Consider the following 17,697-nt stretch of genomic DNA (forward strand, 5'->3'; position numbering starts at 1 on the left):
GCCGCGGCCCCGTCCGCCCCGGGCGCCGACGGCGTGCCGTCGAGCGCCGCCCAGGCCCGCGGCCCGCCGACGGCCAGGACCCGCCCCGCCAGGTCGAGCGCCGCCGCGTCCCCGAACCCGCGCGTCAGGACGGAGACGCCGACCCGCTCGTCCGGCACCCCGGCGTCGACCGGTACGGCGACCGCCGCGTAGCCGAACAGGTTGCAGAAGTTGGTGTACGTCCCGAGCCGGGAGTTCACCGCCACCGGCTCCGCCGCCACCTCGGCGAGCGTCGGGTGGTGCGTCGTGGTCGGCAGCAGCAGCGCGTCCGCGTCGCCCAGCTCTGCCTCGGCGGCGACCCGCAGCCCGGCGAGCGTCACCAGGTCCGCGGCGTACCGGTGCGCGGGCAGCTCGCCCGCGGCCCGGATGATCCGCGCGACCACGGGGTCGAGCCCCGCGGGCGCGGCGTCGACGAGCGCGCCGACGGCGGCGTACCGCTCGGCGACGAACGCCCCGTCGTAGAGCAGCCGCGCGGCGTCGAGGAACGGGGTCAGGTCGACCTCGCGCAGCCGCCACCCGGCGGCGCGCAGGTCCGCGACCGTCGCGTCGAACGCCGCGCGCCACAGCGGTGACAGCGCCGCCAGGTCGGTGTCCCGCGGGATCGCGACCACGGGCGCGTCGGCGGCCGAGGCGGCGGCGTCGGCCGGCACGGCCCGCGCCAGGGCGTCCACCCCGTCCGGCCCCGCCATCAGCCCGACGGCGCGGGCGGCCAGCGGCAGGGACCGCGCGAACACGCCCACGCAGTCGAGCGACCGGCACGCCGGCAGCACGCCCGTGGTGGGCACGAGCCCGGGGGTCGGCTTCACGCCGACGATCCCCTGCAGCGCGGCGGGCACCCGGTTGGAGCCGGCGGTGTCGGTGCCGAGCGCGAGGTCGACGATCCCGAGCGCGACGGCGACGGCCGACCCGGACGACGACCCGCCCGAGATGCGGTCCGGGTGGTCGGCGGACCGCACCGCGCCGTACGGGCTGCGGGTGCCGACGAGGCCGGTCGCGAACTGGTCCAGGTTGGTCTTGCCGAGCACCACCGCGCCGGCGGCCCGGAGCCGGGCGACGGCGGTGGCGTCGGCCGACGGGGTCCACGCGACGCCCGGGCAGCCCGCGGTCGTGGGCAGCCCCGCGACGTCGATGTTGTCCTTGACCGCGACCAGCCGGCCGAGCAGCGGCAGGTCCGCGCCCGCCGCCGCCCGGTCGGCCTGCGCACGGACGTCCGCCTCGACGTCCGCCCGCGGGCGCAGGTGGATCCAGACCTCGGGCCGGTCGACCTCGGCGATCCGGGCGTAGGCGCGCGCGACGGCGGCGAGCCCGGGCACCGACGTCACGCGGCGTCCTCGGTGACGATCATCCGCACCGGCGTCGGGTCGAACCCGTTGCACGGGTTGTTGATCTGCGGGCAGTTCGACACCAGCACCAGCACGTCCCGCTCGGCGCGCAGCGTCAGCGACAGCCCGGGGGAGGAGATCCCGTCGACGATGCCCAGCGCACCGTCCGCCTCGACCGGCACGTTCATGTACCAGTTGATGTTGGACACCAGGTCGCGCTTGCCGAGTCCCCGGCGGGCACCCTCGGCGAGGAAGTTCTCGACGCAGGCGTGCTGGTGCACGGTGTGGTGGCCGTACCGCAGGGAGTTCGACTCCTTGGAGCAGGCGCCGCCGATGGTGTCGTGCCGGCCGACCTCGTCGTGCACGAGCGTCATCAGCGCGTCGCCGGTGCCGGCCCGCAGCACGGAGCCCTGCACCAGGTAGACGTTGCGCTGCGCGGCGATGGTGTCGGGTGCGGAGTACCGGATCGACGTGTCGTGCGCGTCGTACAGGAGGCAGTCGACGGCCTGGTTGCCCTCCAGGTCGACGATCGTCAGCTCTTGGCCGGCGCGGACGACGGCCGACCACGGCGACCGGCGGGGGACGACCTGGTCGAGGACGACGGTGGCACCGCGCAGGCGCGCCGGCAGCGCGTCGCTCGACGGGGTGGGGGAGGTCGGAGCGGCGGTCATGGTCACAGTCCCCTCGCGCGGGCGTAGTCGACGGTGTTGGCGAAGGCGCGCTCCGCCTCCGGTCCGGCGGTCGCCTCGGGGGCGTCCGGCCCCGCGGGCGTCCCGCGCCAGGCGCGCACCCGCAGCGGGGTCGACACGTACTCCTCGCGCGGGTCGACCGGGTGCGGCACGTTCGCCAGCAGCACGACGCACGGCAGCTCGAGCCGCAGCCGGACGCGGGCGCCCGCGCCGGCCGACCCGGTGAACTCCGTGGCGCCGTCGTCGGCGATGCGCACCCCCTGGAAGAACGACAGGCTCGGTGGCACGTCGCGCGCGCCCAGCCCGTTCTTCAGCGCCGCGAGCAGCAGCAGCTCGCGGCCGGCGGGGGTGCCGCCCTGCGGGGACCCGTCGCCGTACCGGGCCTCGTTCGCGGCCTTCGACGACGTGCCGGCGAAGGTGTCGTGCCGGCCCGAGGTGTCCTCGACGACGGTCGCGAGCACCCGGCCGCGGTCGGAGAGCAGCAGGGAGCCGGCGCCGAGGTAGGCCTGCCACTGGATCTTGACGGTGTCGGCGACGTTCAGCCGCTCGTCGACCTGCGCCGCGTTGGTGAGCACGAGGTGGGCGCACGCGTCGCCCTCCAGGTCCGTCAGCTCGAGCACCGAGCCGCGGGCGAGGACGACGGTCGTGTAGTTCCCGCCCGCGACGGTCTCGGCGTGCAGCCGGTCCGCCGGTGCGACGTCGGCGGGCCAGTCCGCGGCGGTGGCCGCGGGCACGGTCGGCATGGTGTCGACGACCGTGCCGCCCTGGGCGCGCGCGTGGTCGCGCGCCCCCAGCGGCGAGGCGGTGGAGATGCTGGTCATCGGTCCTCCTCAGACGGCCTGGGCGGTGGTGGCGAGCGCGCGCTGCACCTCGGGGTTCGGCTCCGCGGTGGCGAGCCACTGCTGGACCTCCTCCGCGGTGACCAGGGCGTCGCGCTGCAGGTAGTCGATGGCGCGCAGCGCGGCGTCGTGCGCCTCCTGGGTCGAGCCGCCGACCGCGTCGGTGACGACCCGCACCCGGTAGTCGTGCTGGTGCGCGTCCACGGCCGTGTAGTGGATGCACACGTCGGTCAGCCCGCCGATGAGGATGACCGTGTCCGCCCGGTAGGCCTTGAGGACGATCTCCAGCTCGGTGCCGAAGAACGCGGAGTAGCGGCGCTTGCGGATGAGGAACTCGTCGGGCCGCGGGTCCAGGCCCTGCGCGAGCTCGGTCTCCGCCCAGCCCTCGACGCAGTGCGGGCCCTCGGCGCCGTCCAGCTCGCGGCCGATGTCGATCAGCGACGGCTTGTGCACCTCCTGGATCCACACGACCGGGATGCCCTGCTCGCGGCAGGTGGCGATCATCTTCCGGACCCGCGGCGCCCGCTCGGTGCGGCCCGGCATGTAGGGGATCTCGGTGCGGGACTCGGCGCGCTCGACGTCGCCGCCCTGGATGTCGACGACGATGAGCACGGCGTTGCCGGTGACGTTCATGGGGGTGGTTCCTTCCGGGGGGTGGTGCGACCGCGCTCAGGCGAGGGCGATGCGGCGGTCGGCGGCGGCCTGGAGCACGTCGACGACGGTGTTGAGCAGGACGTAGACGACGCCGAGCAGCAGGGCGACGCCCGCGATGGCGGGGAAGTCGGAGGCCGCGACGGACTTGTCGAGGTAGGAGCCGACGCCCGGCCAGTCGAAGATCTTCTCGACGACCACCAGGCCGGCCAGGAGCATGCCCGCCTGGATGCCGACCATCGACAGCGTGGGCCCGAGCGAGTTGCGGACGGCGTGCCGCACGAGCACCTGCCGCTCGCTCATCCCGGCGGCGCGGGCGGTGCGGGCGTGGTCGGCGGCCATGTTGGCCTTGAGCCCGTCGACGAGCACCCGGCCGATCGCGACGGCGGGGGAGATGGCCGCGCACAGCGCGGGCAGGGCGAGGTGCGTGACCGCGTCGCCGGCGACGTCGAACCGGCCGGCGAGCAGCCCGTCGAGCACCAGGAACCCGGTCGGCCCGGCGGGGGCGTCCCGCAGGCCGGTGCGACCGCCGGACGGCAGCCAGCCGAGTTCGGCGTAGAACACGAGCAGGGCCACCATGCCGAGCAGGAACGTCGGGGCGGCGGCGCCGCTCAGCAGCACGACCCGGACCACCCCGGCGCCGCGCCACCGCAGCGTCGTGAGGGCCGCGAACGCCACACCCAGGACCAGCGCGATGCCGAGCACCCACGCCGCGAGCTCGAGGCTGGCCGGCAGCACCTGCGCCAGGTTGTCGGCGACGGGCGTGCGGCTGCGCAGTGAGTTCTGCAGGTCGCCGTGCAGCAGGCCCTGCAGGTACGTCAGGTAGCGCTGCACCAGCGGCTCGTCGAGGCCGAGGCGCTCGCGGGCAGCGGCCACCGCGTCGGCGGAGGCGTTGGCGCCGACGTACGCCTTGGCGGGGTCCACGCCGCTGACCTCCTGGAGGCCGAACAGCGCCATCGTGAGCGCGAGCAGGACGCCGATCGTGGCGCCGACGCGCTTGACCAGGAACATCACCATGCGGGGGCCTCCTCGGCGGGTCGGGACGGGCGGCGCGTGCGGGCGGCGGGGCGGCGCATCTCAGCGCCCCCGCATCAGGTCGCGGACGCCGTCGCCGGCGAGGTTGGCCGCCAGCGCGATCACCAGGACCGCCAGGCCGGGGAAGATCGGCACCCACCAGGCCTGCAGCAGGTACGCCATGCCCTGCGCGGCCATCGCGCCGAGCTCCGGCGCGGGTGCGGGTGACGACAGGCCGATGAACGACAGGCCCGACAGCGCGACCACCAGGCCGCCGACGTCGAGGCTCGCGGCGACGACGATCGTCGAGCGGACCCCGGGCAGCAGGTGCCGGGTGACCCGGCCGCCCCAGGGAGTGCCGGCGAGCCGGGCGGCCTCCAGGTGCGGGCGGGCGGCCCAGGAGCGGACCTCGCCGCGCACGAGCCGCGCGTACAGCGGCCACCAGACGACGGCGACGCCGACCAGCGCCGAGGTGAACGACGCCCCGAGGGCCGCGGCGACGGCCATCGCGATGACCAGGCCGGGCAGCGCCAGGAACAGGTCGGTGGTGCGCATCAGCAGCGCGTCGACCCAGCCGGGCAGCGCGCCCGCCAGCAGCCCGACGAAGCCGCCGACCAGCACGCCCGACGCGATCACGACCGCTGCGGCGACCAGGCTGGACCGCATGCCGAACAGCAGCCGGGACAGGATGTCGTAGCCGAGGGCGTCGGTGCCGAGCAGGTGCTCGGGGCTCAGCGGCGGCAGGAACGCCTCCCCGCTGCGCAGGACCGGGGAGTGCGGCGCGAGCACCGGGGCGGCGAGCGCGACGACCACGATCAGCGCGAGCGCACCGATGGCGACCAGGTCGACGCCGAGCGCGCGGTGCCGGACGGCGGTGACGCGGGCCCAGCGGCGGGCGGCGCGGGTGCGGGCGCCGCCGGGGGAGACGGCGAGGTCGGCGGTGGTCACAGCGCGGCTCCGATCGGGGCGGTGGCGACGCGGTCGCGGCGGTGCTGCGGGCCGGGGATCGCGCCCAGCAGCGTGCGGGTGTACTCGTGCTGCGGGCGCTCGCAGACCTCGTCGGTCGGCCCGACCTCGACGACCCGGCCCTCGCGCATGACGGCGATCCGGTCGGCGACGATCCGCGCGGCGGCCAGGTCGTGCGTCACGAACAGCACGGACATCCCGAGCTCGCGGCGCAGCCGGCCGATGAGGTTGAGCACCGTGGCCGCCAGCGAGACGTCGAGCGCGCTGGTCGGCTCGTCGCAGAGCAGGACGGTCGGCGGCACGATGACGGCCCGGGCCAGCGCGACGCGCTGCCGCTGGCCGCCCGAGAGCTGGTCGCCGCGGGCGCGCGCCGTCCCCGGCGGGAGGCCGACGGTGCGCAGCGCGTCGAGCACCCGGTCGGCGCGCTCGGCCCGGGACATCCCCGTGACGTGCGCCTGCAGCCGCTCGTCGAGCATCGTCCCGACCCGGAGCCACGGGGTGAGCGAGGCGCCGGCGTCCTGGAACACCATCTGCGGACCGGCCCCCGCGGCGACCGTCACCTCGCCGGACGTGGTGGTCTCCAGCCCGGCGACGACCCGCAGGAGCGTCGACTTCCCGCAGCCCGACTCGCCGACGAGCGCGACGGCCTCGCCCGCGCGGACCTCGAGGTCGACCCCGCGCAGCGCGGCCAGCTCCCGGCGCCGCCACGGCGGCCCGCTGCGGAACACGCGGTGCGCCTCGCGCACGGTGACGGCGGCGCCGTCGCGCAGGACCACCGGGGGCCACACCGCGGGGAGCTCCGGCGCGGGGGCGCCGGGGGCGAGGTCGAGGACGCCGTCGGCGCCGACGGCGACGTCGCCGTCCGCGGGGGCCGGGGTGGGAGCGGCGGCCGCGGGCGTCGCGGCGGCCGCCGGGGCCACCGGCATCGCCGCGAGCGGCCGGTCCCGCGGGGTGCGCAGGTCGATCCGCGACCGCAGCAGGTTCTTCGTGTACGCGTGCGCCGGGTTGCCGAACACCTCGTCGACCCCCGCGGACTCGACGATCCGGCCGTGCTGCATCACGGCGATCCGGTCGCACACCTGCGCCGCGACGCCGAGGTCGTGGGTGACGAACACGATCGAGCAGCCGATGTCCTCGCGCAGCGTCAGCAGCAGGTCGAGGATCTGCGCCTGCACCGTGACGTCGAGGGCGGTGGTCGGCTCGTCGGCGAGGATCAGCGACGGGCGGCGGGCGACGGCGAGCGCGATCATCACGCGCTGGCGCAGTCCGCCGGACAGCTGGTGCGGGTAGGCCGTGAGCCGGTCGGCGGCGCGCGGGATCCCGACGTCCTCCAGCAGCGACAGGGCGTCGGCGCGGTCGCGGGCGACCTCGCCGAGCTGCCGACCGATCGTCATGGTGGGGTCGAGCGAGGTCATCGGGTCCTGGAACACCGCACCGACGTGCCGCCGGCGGGCCGCGCGCCGGGCCGGGTCGGGGGCGCCGATCATGTCGGTGCCCACCAGGTCGACGGTCCCCGAGACGACGGGCCGCGCGGCGGCGGGCAGCAGGCCCATCACCGACAGGCCGAGGATGCTCTTGCCCGAGCCGGACCCGCCGACGAGGCCGACGACCTCGCCGCGCGCGACGGTCAGGTCGACGCCGCGGACGGCGTGCACGGTCTCGCCGTCGCGGGTCAGCCGGACGTCGAGGCCGTCGACGCGGAGCACGGGGCTCTCGGCAGCGGGCATGGCGGTCTCCTTGGGGAGGGAACGAGGGGTGGAGCCCGGGGCGGGGCCGGTCAGGGGTCGCGACCCCGCCCCGGGGTCGGGGTGGCGCGGGGTCAGCCCCGGCCGAGCGCCGCGAAGTGCAGCACGTCGTACTCGAGGACGTTCTGCGCCTCCTGCGTGCCGGTGACGTCCGGCGTGGTCAGCAGGGTCGTGTTGAGCGAACCGATCGAGTACCAGTAGCGCGTGGCGTTGATCGCGTCGGCCGCGGGCGCGTAGGCGGCGACGTCCTCGCTGGCGCGCGCGGCGCCGAGCAGGTCGGTCAGCCCCGGCACCTCGGCGCCGAACAGGTCCAGGCCGCCGGCCGGGGTGTAGATGATGCTGGCCCAGGCGTCCGGGTGGCCGGCGTCCGGGAACACCGAGAACACCGCCAGGTCCGGGCCCGCGGCGCCCTCGTCGGCGATGCCGTAGATGGTGCCCGCGGAGTAGGCGACGGCCTCGGCCGGGATGCCGGCGGTGCTCAGCCGGGAGCCGAGCTCCTCGGCGACCGCCTTGCCGTCCGCGCTCGACCCGGCGTAGGCGATCCGCACCGTGCCGGAGTCCGGCGCGCCCAGCGCGTCCCAGGCCCCCTCGTCGTAGGTGATGCCCTGGTCGTCGATGCCCGGGTCCACCATGCCCTGGGGGAACAGCTGGTCGGTCGGCACCTCGAGGCTGCCCATCGCCTCCGCGATGACGGACTCCTTGTCGATGCCGGCGAACAGCGCCTCGCGGTCCTCGGGCGTCGGCAGCCAGGACGAGCCGGGGTTCACGTAGACCATCTGCGTCGTGAAGTTCGGGAACGTGCTGGTCGTGACGTCCTCGCTGTCCGCGAACGACTCGAACGAGGTCTTGTTGAGGTTGCCGAGGATCGCGTCGATCTCGCCGCGCTCGAGCTGCAGCTGCGCCGACGAGGCGTTCTCCGCGATCTGCAGCTCGACCGAGGTGAGCGCGGGCGCGTCGCCCCAGTACCCGTCGTACGCGGTGAGCTCGTACCGCTCGCCGGTCTCGACCGCGGTCAGCTCGTACGGCCCGGTGCCGGCGTCGTGGGTCGTGAGGTAGGTCTGCGCGACGTCGTCGCCGGCCTCGTCCGCCAGCACGGTCGGGCTGATCAGCTTCACGCCGAACGGGGAGGCCAGGTAGTCGAGGAACGCGGCGTTCGGGGCGGCCAGCGTGACGACGGCGGTCAGGTCGTCCGGGGTCTCGACGGACACGACGTCGCCGACCATGTACGCCGGGCCCGCGTCGACCTGGGTGCGCCGCTCGAACGACGCCTTCACGGCCTGGGAGGTGAGCTCGGTGCCGTCGTGGAAGGTGACGCCCGGCCGCAGCGTGAACGTGTAGGTGAGGCCGTCGTCCGAGACGGTCCACTCCTCGGCGAGCTCCGGGACGATCGTCGGCTCCTCGACGCCGTCCTGGTAGGCCACCAGGCCCTCGTAGGTGTTCTCGATGATGTTGAGGCCCGGGCCGTCGTAGTTGACGTCCGGGTCCGGCGGCGTGGTGTACCCGGTGAGCATGACGGCGGTGAAGGTGTCGTCGCCGCCGCTGCCGCTGACGGTCCCGCTCTGGCCGCACGCGGTGAGGGCGAGCAGCCCGGCGACGGCGGTCGCGGCCGCTGCGGCGGTGCGCGTGCGGGGGGAGGTGCGGCGGGCGGACCGCGTGGTGGCGCGGGCGGTGCTCGGGCTCATGCTCGGTGCCTCTCGGTCGGGGGTGCGTCGACGGCTGCGGGGGAGGGGGCCGCGACGCCGAGGGGAGGGAGGTGCGGGGCGGGCGGACCCGGGGATCCGCGCCGTGGTGCGGCCGACGCATTTCCTGTCGGTGATCGGAAAACTAGCGCCGGGGCGTTGCCGCCGGGTTGCCCCGTGTTGCCGGGACGTAAAATCTGTCGGTGACAGGTAATGGGTTAGCCTGGCCGCTCCCGACCCCGAGGAGCCCGCTCGTGACCGACCTGCTGCTGCGCGACGTGCGCCTGATCGACGGCACCGGCGCCGAGCCGCTGCCGGGGACGGACGTGCTGGTCTCCGACGGCCTGGTCGCGGCCGTCGGGCCGACGGGCACGGTCGTGCCGGGGGCGGAGGCGGCTCCGGGCCGCCTCGCCGTCGTCGAGGGCTCCGGGGCGACGCTGCTGCCCGGCTTCCTCGACTGCCACGTGCACGTCAGCACGCTGCCCGGCGGGGACACCCTCGGCACGGTGCTCGCGCCGGAGTCGCTGCTCACCCTCCGGTCCGTCCCGCACCTGGCCGCGACGCTCGACGCGGGGGTGACCACCGCCCGCGACCTCGCCGGCGCGGACTCCGGGTTCCGCGACGCGCTGGAGCAGGGGCTCGTGCGCGGGCCGCGGCTGCAGGTCGCCATCCGCATCCTGTCCATCACCGGCGGGCACGGCGACTGGCGGACGATCGAGGGGGTGGCGCTCGACACCGGGCCCGGGGCGGGCGCCGTCGCCGACTCGCCCGCGGAGTTCGTCCGGGCCGTCCGCGAGGTGCTGCGCCAGGGGGCCGACTGGGTGAAGGTCGCGGCCACGGGCGGCACGGGCAGCCCGCGCAGCCACCCGGAGTCCGGCGGGCTGTCCGAGCCCGAGCTGCGGGCGGTGGTGACGGAGGCCGACCGGCACGGCGGCGTCGGGGTCGCCGCGCACGCGCAGGGCGCCGCGGGCATCGCCGCGGCGGTCCGCGCCGGCGTCCGGAGCATCGAGCACGGCTACCTGGTGGACGACGCGACGATCGACCTGATGGGGGAGCGCGGCACCTGGCTGGTCCCGACGCTGTCCACGCTGACCCGGCCGGTCGCGCCCGGGGCCGCCCCGTGGGTGGCGGCGAAGCGGCGGGCGCTGCAGGACACGGCCCGGGAGCGGCTGCACGCGGCCCTCTCGGCGGGCGTGCCGGTCGCGCTCGGCACCGACGCCGGCATCGCGCCGCACGGCACCAACCTCACCGAGCTCGCGCTCCTCGTGGAGCACGGGCTGTCGCCGGCCGCGGCGGTCGTCGCCGGGACCTCGGGGGCGGCGCGGATGCTCGGGGTCGCGGACGAGGTGGGCACCGTCGCGCCCGGGATGCGCGCCGACCTCGTCCTCACCGACGTCGACCCGCTCACCAGCATCGACGCGCTGGCCGACCCGCGGCGGGTGCGCCTGGTGGTGCAGGATGGGCGGATCGTGAAGGACACGCTCGCCGACGCCGGGAGGACGGTGGCCCGTGGCTGAGCCGGCCCAGGACGCGCCCGCCGCACCGCGCCGCCGCGGCCGTCCGCGCTCCGCGCCCCGCGCGAACTCCTCGCTGAGCACCCGGGAGGAGATCCTGGCCGCGGCCGCGTCGCTGTTCGGCTCCCAGGGGTACACCGAGACCACGACCCGGCAGATCGCCGACGCCGTCGGCATCAAGCAGGCGTCGCTGTACTACCACTTCGCCGACAAGAGCCAGATCCTGCGCTCGCTGCTCAAGGGCACGGTCGCGCCGTCGGTGCAGTTCGCGGACTGGCTCGGCACCGCCGGACCGGGCGGCGGTGCGGTCGACCCCGCCGTGGCGCTGGCCGGGCTCGCGCGGTACGACCTCGACGGGCTGCTCCGGGACCGGTGGAACCTGCACGTCGTCTACCGGCTGCTCGACATCGCCGAGACCGAGTTCGCCGAGACCCGGGAGAGCCAGGTCGCGCTGCGCGGGCACTACCGCTCGCTGTGCGCGGCCGTCCTGACCCGGCAGGGGGTCGACGTGGCGGCGCTGCCCGGGGCCGACCTGGAGCTGGTGTTCGGGCTGGTCGAGGGCATCATCAGCCAGCGGCAGTGGGGCGACGACGGCACGCGCGCGGCGTACGCCGACGCCGTGGTCCGGGGCTGCCTGCGCCTGGTGCACGTCCCGGAGCCGGAGATCGCGGGAGCGGTCGCCGCGGGCACCGCCCTCGCGGCCCGCTTCCGCGCCGAGGTCCCGCAACCGGACTGACCCCGGGCTCCCCGGCCCCGGGAGCGGAGCGCCCTGCCCGACACGCCGGTGCGTGTCGGGCAGGACGCTCCACCCGTCGTCACCCGGAGGGCGTCAGACGCCCGCCTGCTCCTTGAGGTCCGTGACGAAGTCCGGGTTCTCGTCGAGCCACGCGGCGGCCGACGCGGCCGGGTCCGAGCCGCCGTCCTCGTTGAACATGAGGTTCTCCAGCGAGAACAGCTGCTCGTCGGTCAGCGTGAACGCCTCGATGAGCTTGGTCAGCGTCGGGTAGTCCTCGGAGAACCCGGTGCGGCCGACGGTGTGGATCTCCTCGGCCTCGCCCATCGCGCCCTCGGGGTCCTCCAGGTCGCGGACGGGGTAGGCGTCGTAGGCCCAGTGCGGGCGCCACAGGGTGACCGCGATGTTCTCGCCCGCGTCGGTCGCGCCCTTGAGCTCGGCGAGCATGGCCGGGGTCGACGACACGACGAACTCCATGTCGTCCAGGCCGTAGGCCGGGATGGCCTCGTCCTGGGTGATCCGGGTCAGGCCGGCACCGGACTCGATGCCCACGATCCGGTTGCCGAACGCGTCGGCGTTCTCGGCGAGCTCGTCGATCGAGGTGATCGGGGCGTCCTCGTTGACCGCGATGGTGAGCCGGGCGTCGTCGTACCAGACGCCGAGCTGCTCCATCTCGTCGCCGTACTGCTCGAGGTAGTCGGCGTGCGTGGTGGGCAGCCACATGTCGAAGTTCACGTCGAAGTCGCCACCGGTGAGGCCGGTGTACACGACGCCGGCGTCCGCCTCCTGCGACTCGACCGTGTAGCCGTCCTCCTCGAGCATGGTCTGGAACAGCGCCGACACGGCGATGCCCTCGTCCCAGCCGGAGTGCACGCCGATCGAGACGGTCGACAGGTCGCCGTTCTCCAGGCGGTCGCCGTCGCCGGAGCCGCCGGAGCCGGAGGAGCAGGCCGTCAGGGCGAGGCCGGCGGCCAGGGCCGAGGCGGCGAGGGCGGTGCGGCGGGTGCGGGTGCGCATGTGCGTCCTTCCGTGGGCGTGCGGCATCGCGCCGTCGCCCGGGTGGGGGTCGGTGGGGGTGTCGGGGCCGCCGCGCGGCCCCGGGACGATCGGGGGTCAGGCGGTGGCGGCCGCGGCCACGGCACGGGCCGTCTTCGACCGGGTGCCGAGCGCGGAGGTCACCCGGTCCAGGAACATCGCCAGGATCACGACGGACAGGCCCGCCTCGAAGCCGAGCGACACGTTCACGCGCTGCAGGGCCTGGACGACGGCGCCGCCGAGGCCGGCCGCGCCGACCATGCCGGAGATCACGACCATCGACAGGGACAGCATGATCACCTGGTTGACGCCGGCCATGATCGTCGGCATCGCCAGCGGCAGCTGGATCTGGCGCAGGATGCGGCCCTCGGAGGACCCGAACGCGTGACCCGCCTCGACGACCTCGCGGTCGACCTGGCGCAGGCCCAGCTCCGTGAACCGGACCCCGGGCGCCATCGCGAAGATGACCGTCGCGACGATGCCGGGCACGACGCCGACGCGGAAGATCACCACGGTCGGGATGAGGTAGACGAACGCCGGCATGGTCTGCATGAAGTCGAGCACCGGGCGCAGGACCCGGGACACGCCGTCGTTGCGGGCCGCCCAGATGCCGAGCGGGATGGCGAGGACGAGGGCCACGGCGCTGGCCAGGATGACGAGCGCGAGGGTGTCCATCGCGTTGCCCCACTGGTCGACGCCGGCGATGACCACGAGGCCGACGAGCGTGCCGACGGCGAGCTTCCAGCCCTTCGCGAACAGGGCGATCAGCGCGAGGGCCACGGCGACGAACCAGAACGGGGGACCGCTGAGCACGGTGTCCAGGCCGTCGTAGGCGCCCTCGAGGACGCTCTTCACGGCGTCGAACACGCCGCTGAACGTGCTGGTCACCCAGCTGATGGCGGAGTCCACCCCGTCGCCGAGCGGCAGCCGGGGCACGCCCTGGTCGGTGGTGTCCAGGGCGAGGATCGGGGCGGTCACGCGCGCACCTCCGTCGGGTTGTCGGTCCGGCCCGCGGTCGGCGCGGCCGTGCTGGCGTCGGCGGCGTGCGCGTCGGGCGCCGCGGGGGCGGGCTCCTCGGGCAGGCCGGGGACGGACAGCGGTGCGGCCGGGCCGCCGTCGAGGAGGGGCGTCGCGGACTCGGCGACCGGCGTGCCCTGGGCGGGCGTGCTGGTCTCGGGCGGCACCATCGCCTCGAGCAGGATCGCCCGCGGGATGACGCCGACCAGGCGGCCCTTGTCGTCGGTGACCGGCACCGGGAGCGGCGACTCCGCGGCGGGCGCGAACACCTCCGCCAGCGGGGTGTCGACGGAGACCGAGGTGAGGCTGTCGTCGATCAGGCCGTGGAGCGTGTCCTTGCCGGCGCGGGTCGCGTCGACGGCGTCCGCGTCGCGGACGATGCCGCGCAGCACGCGGGCGCGGTCGACGACGTAGGCGGCGGCGACCTGGGCGTCGCGCATGGTGCGCAGCGCGAGGCGGGGGCCACCGCCCGCGAACGCGACGGCCGCCGGCCGGCGCATCACGGACGACGCGGTGAGCACGCGGGTGCGGTCCACGTCGGCGACGAACTGCGCCACGTAGTCGTCGGCCGGTGCGGACAGGATCTGCTCGCTGGTGCCGACCTGGACGACGCGGCCGTCCCGCATGACCGCGATCCGGTCGCCGAGGTACATCGCCTCGTTGAGGTCGTGGGTGATGAACACGATCGTCTTGCCGAGCGTCTGCTGGAGCTCGAGCAGCTGGTCCTGCATCTCGCGCCGGATCAGCGGGTCGAGCGCGGAGAACGCCTCGTCCATCAGCAGGATGTCGGTGTCCGCGGCCAGGGCCCGGGCGAGCCCGACGCGCTGGCGCATGCCGCCGGACAGCTCGTGGGGGAGCGAGTCGCCCCACTGGCCGAGGCCGACCATCTCCAGCGCCTCGTCCGCCTTCCTCCGGCGCTCCGCCTTGTCCACGCCCTGCAGCGCCAGCGGGTAGGCGGCGTTGTCGCGCACCGTGCGGTGCGGCAGCAGCGCGAAGTGCTGGAACACCATGCTGACCTTGCGCTGCCGGATGGACCGCAGCTGGGCCGCGCTGACGGCGCTCAGGTCGTCGTCGCCGAGCACGACGCGCCCGGCCGTCGGCTTGAGCAGGCCGTTCAGCATCCGGATCAGGGTCGACTTGCCGGAGCCGGAGAGCCCCATCACCACGAAGGTCTCGCCGCTGCGGATCTCCAGGTCGGCGTCGATCACCGCCGCCGTGCCCCACGGGCGCACGTCCTCGCGGGACGACCCGTCGCGGAGCCGCTTCACCGCCTCGTTCGGCCGCCGGCCGAACACCTTGTACACGCCCTCGACGCGCAGTCCTGTCACTCATCCACCTCGTCACGTCATGACGCGCGGCCCCGTCCCCTCCGCGGGCGGAGGTCGGGTGCACCCCGGGAGTGGGGCGCGCCGGGGGCGCAGCGTCGGTCGGCAGCGCCGCGCGGCCCGCCCGTCAGGGGGCCGGTTGCGCGGCGGCGGAACACGCCCCGGCTCTCGCTGCCGCACCCCCGGAGGAGGGGCGCTGCGAGGGCTCGGGGCAGGCGTCGCACGCCGACCATTCGTCGATCTGGTCGTGCTCCACCGTGCCCCATCCCGGCGGCGATTGCGAGGCCGAGACGTGCCGAACTCGTGCGTGGTGGGACGATTTTACCCAGGTAAAGTTGCCCTGACCTGCGACTTTACCATTTCTTGTATTGTTACCGCTTTGTGACCTGACGGTCGGGAACCGGGTGCCCCCGACCCGGGGGACATCCCCCGGACGGGTGGGTGGCGCACCGGGTGCCGCCGGACGCACCCGGCACGGGACGATGGTGCCGTCCGACCGACCCGGGACGCCCTGCGCGGCGTCCCGGCCCCGCACGAGGAGCACCCATGCCCGCCACCCACCCGGCCGCCACCGGCCCCGCCGACCCGACGGCGCCGCAGCCGGGAGCACAGGTCGCACCGCACCCCGGCGTCCCGTCGGTGCCGGGAGCGCCCGGTGCCGTCGCCACCGCGCCGCTGCACGTCACCGCCGACCTCCCGCGGGGCGCCATCTGGGCCCCCGGCGTCATGGGCCGCACCTGGCGGGAGTACGGCTACCTCTTCCTCGCCCTGCTCGTCGCCCCCTTCTCCTTCGTCTACGCCGTGGTGGCGGTCGTGCTGCCGCCGGCCGTGGCCGTCACCGTGGTCGGCCTGTTCGTCGCCGGCTGGGTGATCGTGGGCGGCAGGGTGTGGGCAGCGCTCTACCGGGGGATGGCGCGCGGGATGCTCGGCACGTCGATCGCGACGCCGATGCCGCGGCGTCGCCGGCGCGGGTTCTGGCGCCGCATCGGCGTGCTGCTCGGCGACGCGCCGGGCTGGCGCGGCGTCGCGTTCGGCGCGCTGTCCCTGCCCCTCGCGATCGTCGGTTTCGTCGTGCCGACGGCGTTCCTCGCGGTCGCGCTCGGCGGGACGACGCACTGGTTCTGGTACCGGTGGCTGCCGCTGCAGGAGGCGTCCGACGGCTCGCTGCACCGCGGGGCGTCGTTCGGCACCGACTACTTCATCGACACCCCGCCCCGGCAGTGGATCCTGATCGCCGTCGGCCTGCTGGCCTTCCTGGCCTGGCACCGCCTGACCCTCGGGTTCGCGCACCTGTTCCGGCTGCTCAGCCAGAGCCTGCTCGGGCCCACCGGGTCCAGCCTGCGGGTCGCGCACCTGGAGCAGACCCGCGGCACCGCGGTGACCGACGCCGACACCCGGCTGCGGCGCATCGAGCGCGACCTGCACGACGGCACCCAGGCCCGGCTGGTCGCGGTCGCGATGCAGATCGGCGACGCCCGGGACCGCCTGGCGCACGAGCCCGCCGCCGACCCGGCGACGCTCGGGCTGCTCGCGGAGGCGCACGGCGCGCTCAAGGACACGCTGACCGAGCTGCGCGAGATCGCCCGGGGCATCCACCCGCCGGCGCTCGACAACGGCCTCGCCGTCGCCCTCGAGACGCTCGCCGCCCGCAGCCCGGTGCCGGTGACCGTCGACGTCGACCTGCCCGCCCGGCCCGCGCCGGAGGTCGAGACGATCGCCTACTTCGCGGTCGCCGAGCTGCTCGCGAACGTCGTCCGGCACTCCGGGGCCAGCGGCGCCTACGTCCGGGTCGAGGTCGGCGGCGGCGCGCTCTGGCTGCGGGTGCGCGACGACGGCCACGGCGGCGCACGGCTCGGCCTGCCCGGCGCGTCCGGCGGCTCCGGGCTGGCGGGCCTGGTGGACCGCGTCGCGACCGTGGACGGCGAGCTCGACGTCGACAGCCCCGTCGGAGGCCCTACGGTGGTGACCGTGCACCTGCCGCTGAGCGCTCGATGAGCCGTCCGGTTCCCCGCCCGTCGCACGTCCGCACCCCGGTCGGGGGTGCCGCGTGCGGGTCGTGATCGCCGAGGACTCCGTCATCCTCCGCGACGGGCTCGCGGCCCTGCTCGCCCGCCGCAACCACGAGGTGGTCGCGGCCGTCGGCGACGGGGACGCGCTCGTCAAGGAGGTCGCGGCGCTCGCGGACGCCGGCGCGCTGCCGGACATCGCCGTGGTCGACGTCCGGATGCCGCCCGGGTTCACCGACGAGGGGCTGCGCGCCGCGCTCACCCTGCGCGAGACCCACGCCGGGCTGGGGGTGCTGCTGTTCTCGCAGTACGTCGAGACCCGGTACGCCGCGCAGCTGTTCGGCGGCGACGCCCGCGGCGTCGGCTACCTGCTCAAGGACCGGGTCGCCGACGTGTCCGACTTCCTCGACGCGCTGGAGCGGATCGCCGCCGGGCGCACGGTCCTCGACCCCGAGGTGGTCACGCAGCTCATGGGCGCGGCGCGCGTCGACCCCGGGATCACCCGGCTGACGCCCCGCGAGTCCGAGGTGCTGGAGCTCATGGCGCAGGGCCGGTCCAACGGGGCGATCGCCGACGCGCTCGTGCTCACGTACGGGGCGGTCGAGAAGCACGTGACGTCGATCTTCGGCAAGCTCGACCTCGCCCCCGACGCCGGCGACCACCGCCGCGTCCTGGCCGTCCTGCGTTACCTCAACCTGGAGGAGTGACCGTCCGGCGAGGTCGAGCGTCCGCGGCGAGGTCGACCTCGCGCGGGGCGGACCGCAGGTGGGCGCGCTAGCGTCGGTGGCATGCCGAAGCTGACCGCACCGCAGCTGCTCTGGACGGGCGTCGTGCTCGTCGTCGTCGGGATCATCGGGGGCTGGATCGGGCAGGCCCTGTTCGTCGAGCTGCTGTACCGGGCGTCCTGGCTGTTCGGGTTCGCCCAGACGGTCGGCAGCGCGCTCACGGTGGTGGGCGCGGCGATGATCGGCGGGGCGTTCGTCGTCGGCGCGCTCCAGCGCGGCCCGGCGGCCCCGCGCCCCACCGCGCCGCAGGGGCCGTACGGCGGCGCCCCGGGGCAGCAGCCGGGCGGCTACCCGGCGGCGGGCGGGTACCCGGCGGCGGGCGGGTACCCGGGCGGGTA

General features: G+C 75.5%; 16 protein-coding genes. 5 read left to right on the top strand and 11 right to left on the bottom strand.

What is annotated here, in order from left to right:
• The 8 genes from FA014_RS10305 to FA014_RS10340 form a co-directional block, all read right to left on the bottom strand.
• The coding region (locus tag FA014_RS10305; protein ID WP_230323043.1) for an allophanate hydrolase at positions 1-1,361 on the bottom strand (1,361 nt) is incomplete at its 3' end.
• Positions 1,358-2,032, bottom strand: a complete 675-nt coding sequence (locus FA014_RS10310; protein WP_154729601.1) for an urea amidolyase associated protein UAAP2 — start codon at positions 2,030-2,032, stop codon at positions 1,358-1,360. The genes FA014_RS10305 and FA014_RS10310, both read right to left, overlap by 4 nt.
• Before the next feature lie 2 nt (positions 2,033-2,034).
• Positions 2,035-2,871, bottom strand: coding sequence for an urea amidolyase associated protein UAAP1 (locus tag FA014_RS10315; protein ID WP_154729602.1), 837 nt, complete (start codon positions 2,869-2,871; stop codon positions 2,035-2,037).
• 9 nt (positions 2,872-2,880) lie between these two features.
• The gene (locus tag FA014_RS10320; RefSeq protein ID WP_154729603.1) at positions 2,881-3,522 is read right to left on the bottom strand and encodes a cysteine hydrolase family protein; all 642 of its coding nucleotides are present in this window, start codon (positions 3,520-3,522) and stop codon (positions 2,881-2,883) included.
• Positions 3,523-3,558: 36 nt separating this feature from the next.
• Complete coding sequence (locus FA014_RS10325) at positions 3,559-4,557, bottom strand: ABC transporter permease (RefSeq protein WP_154729604.1); 999 nt, start codon at positions 4,555-4,557, stop codon at positions 3,559-3,561.
• A 60-nt stretch (positions 4,558-4,617) separates the two neighbouring features.
• A complete protein-coding gene (locus tag FA014_RS10330; RefSeq protein WP_154729605.1) occupies positions 4,618-5,502 on the bottom strand; it encodes an ABC transporter permease in 885 nt (294 codons plus the stop codon).
• A complete protein-coding gene (locus tag FA014_RS10335) occupies positions 5,499-7,247 on the bottom strand; it encodes an ATP-binding cassette domain-containing protein (RefSeq protein WP_154729606.1) in 1,749 nt (582 codons plus the stop codon). Before FA014_RS10335 ends, FA014_RS10330 begins: the two co-directional genes overlap by 4 nt.
• A 92-nt stretch (positions 7,248-7,339) precedes the next feature.
• Positions 7,340-8,947: an ABC transporter substrate-binding protein gene (locus FA014_RS10340; RefSeq protein WP_154729607.1), complete on the bottom strand. Its 1,608-nt coding sequence runs from the start codon at positions 8,945-8,947 to the stop codon at positions 7,340-7,342.
• Positions 8,948-9,198: 251 nt separating this feature from the next.
• Between FA014_RS10340 and FA014_RS10345 the strand changes: the two genes are divergently transcribed.
• Together FA014_RS10345 and FA014_RS10350 are read left to right on the top strand one after the other, a co-directional pair.
• Positions 9,199-10,461: a metal-dependent hydrolase family protein gene (locus FA014_RS10345; RefSeq protein WP_154729608.1), complete on the top strand. Its 1,263-nt coding sequence runs from the start codon at positions 9,199-9,201 to the stop codon at positions 10,459-10,461.
• On the top strand, positions 10,454-11,194 hold the full coding sequence (locus tag FA014_RS10350) for a TetR/AcrR family transcriptional regulator (protein WP_154729609.1): 741 nt from the start codon (positions 10,454-10,456) through the stop codon (positions 11,192-11,194). Before FA014_RS10345 ends, FA014_RS10350 begins: the two co-directional genes overlap by 8 nt.
• A 93-nt stretch (positions 11,195-11,287) precedes the next feature.
• On the opposite strand, the gene FA014_RS10355 is transcribed toward FA014_RS10350, so the two are convergent.
• The 3 genes from FA014_RS10355 to FA014_RS10365 all read right to left on the bottom strand — a co-directional run bounded on the left by FA014_RS10355 (position 11,288) and on the right by FA014_RS10365 (position 14,571).
• The gene (locus FA014_RS10355) at positions 11,288-12,208 is read right to left on the bottom strand and encodes a glycine betaine ABC transporter substrate-binding protein (RefSeq protein WP_154729610.1); all 921 of its coding nucleotides are present in this window, start codon (positions 12,206-12,208) and stop codon (positions 11,288-11,290) included.
• A gap of 96 nt (positions 12,209-12,304) precedes the next feature.
• Positions 12,305-13,204: an ABC transporter permease gene (locus FA014_RS10360; RefSeq protein ID WP_230323044.1), complete on the bottom strand. Its 900-nt coding sequence runs from the start codon at positions 13,202-13,204 to the stop codon at positions 12,305-12,307.
• Entirely contained in the window at positions 13,201-14,571 is a 1,371-nt protein-coding gene (locus tag FA014_RS10365; protein ID WP_154729611.1) for a quaternary amine ABC transporter ATP-binding protein, read from the bottom strand. The genes FA014_RS10360 and FA014_RS10365 overlap by 4 nt, the downstream gene beginning before the upstream one ends.
• Positions 14,572-15,114: 543 nt before the next feature.
• Between FA014_RS10365 and FA014_RS10370 the strand changes: the two genes are divergently transcribed.
• The 3 genes from FA014_RS10370 to FA014_RS10380 all read left to right on the top strand — a co-directional run.
• Entirely contained in the window at positions 15,115-16,563 is a 1,449-nt protein-coding gene (locus FA014_RS10370) for a sensor histidine kinase (RefSeq protein ID WP_230323045.1), read from the top strand.
• Between the two features lie 52 nt (positions 16,564-16,615).
• Positions 16,616-17,281: a response regulator transcription factor gene (locus tag FA014_RS10375; RefSeq protein WP_154729612.1), complete on the top strand. Its 666-nt coding sequence runs from the start codon at positions 16,616-16,618 to the stop codon at positions 17,279-17,281.
• Positions 17,282-17,362: 81 nt separating this feature from the next.
• The coding region (locus FA014_RS10380) for a hypothetical protein (protein WP_195969243.1) at positions 17,363-17,697 on the top strand (335 nt) is incomplete at its 3' end.

Origin of the sequence: Cellulomonas hominis, from assembly GCF_005239125.1 — a bacterium.
Lineage (GTDB): Bacteria > Actinomycetota > Actinomycetes > Actinomycetales > Cellulomonadaceae > Cellulomonas > Cellulomonas hominis_A.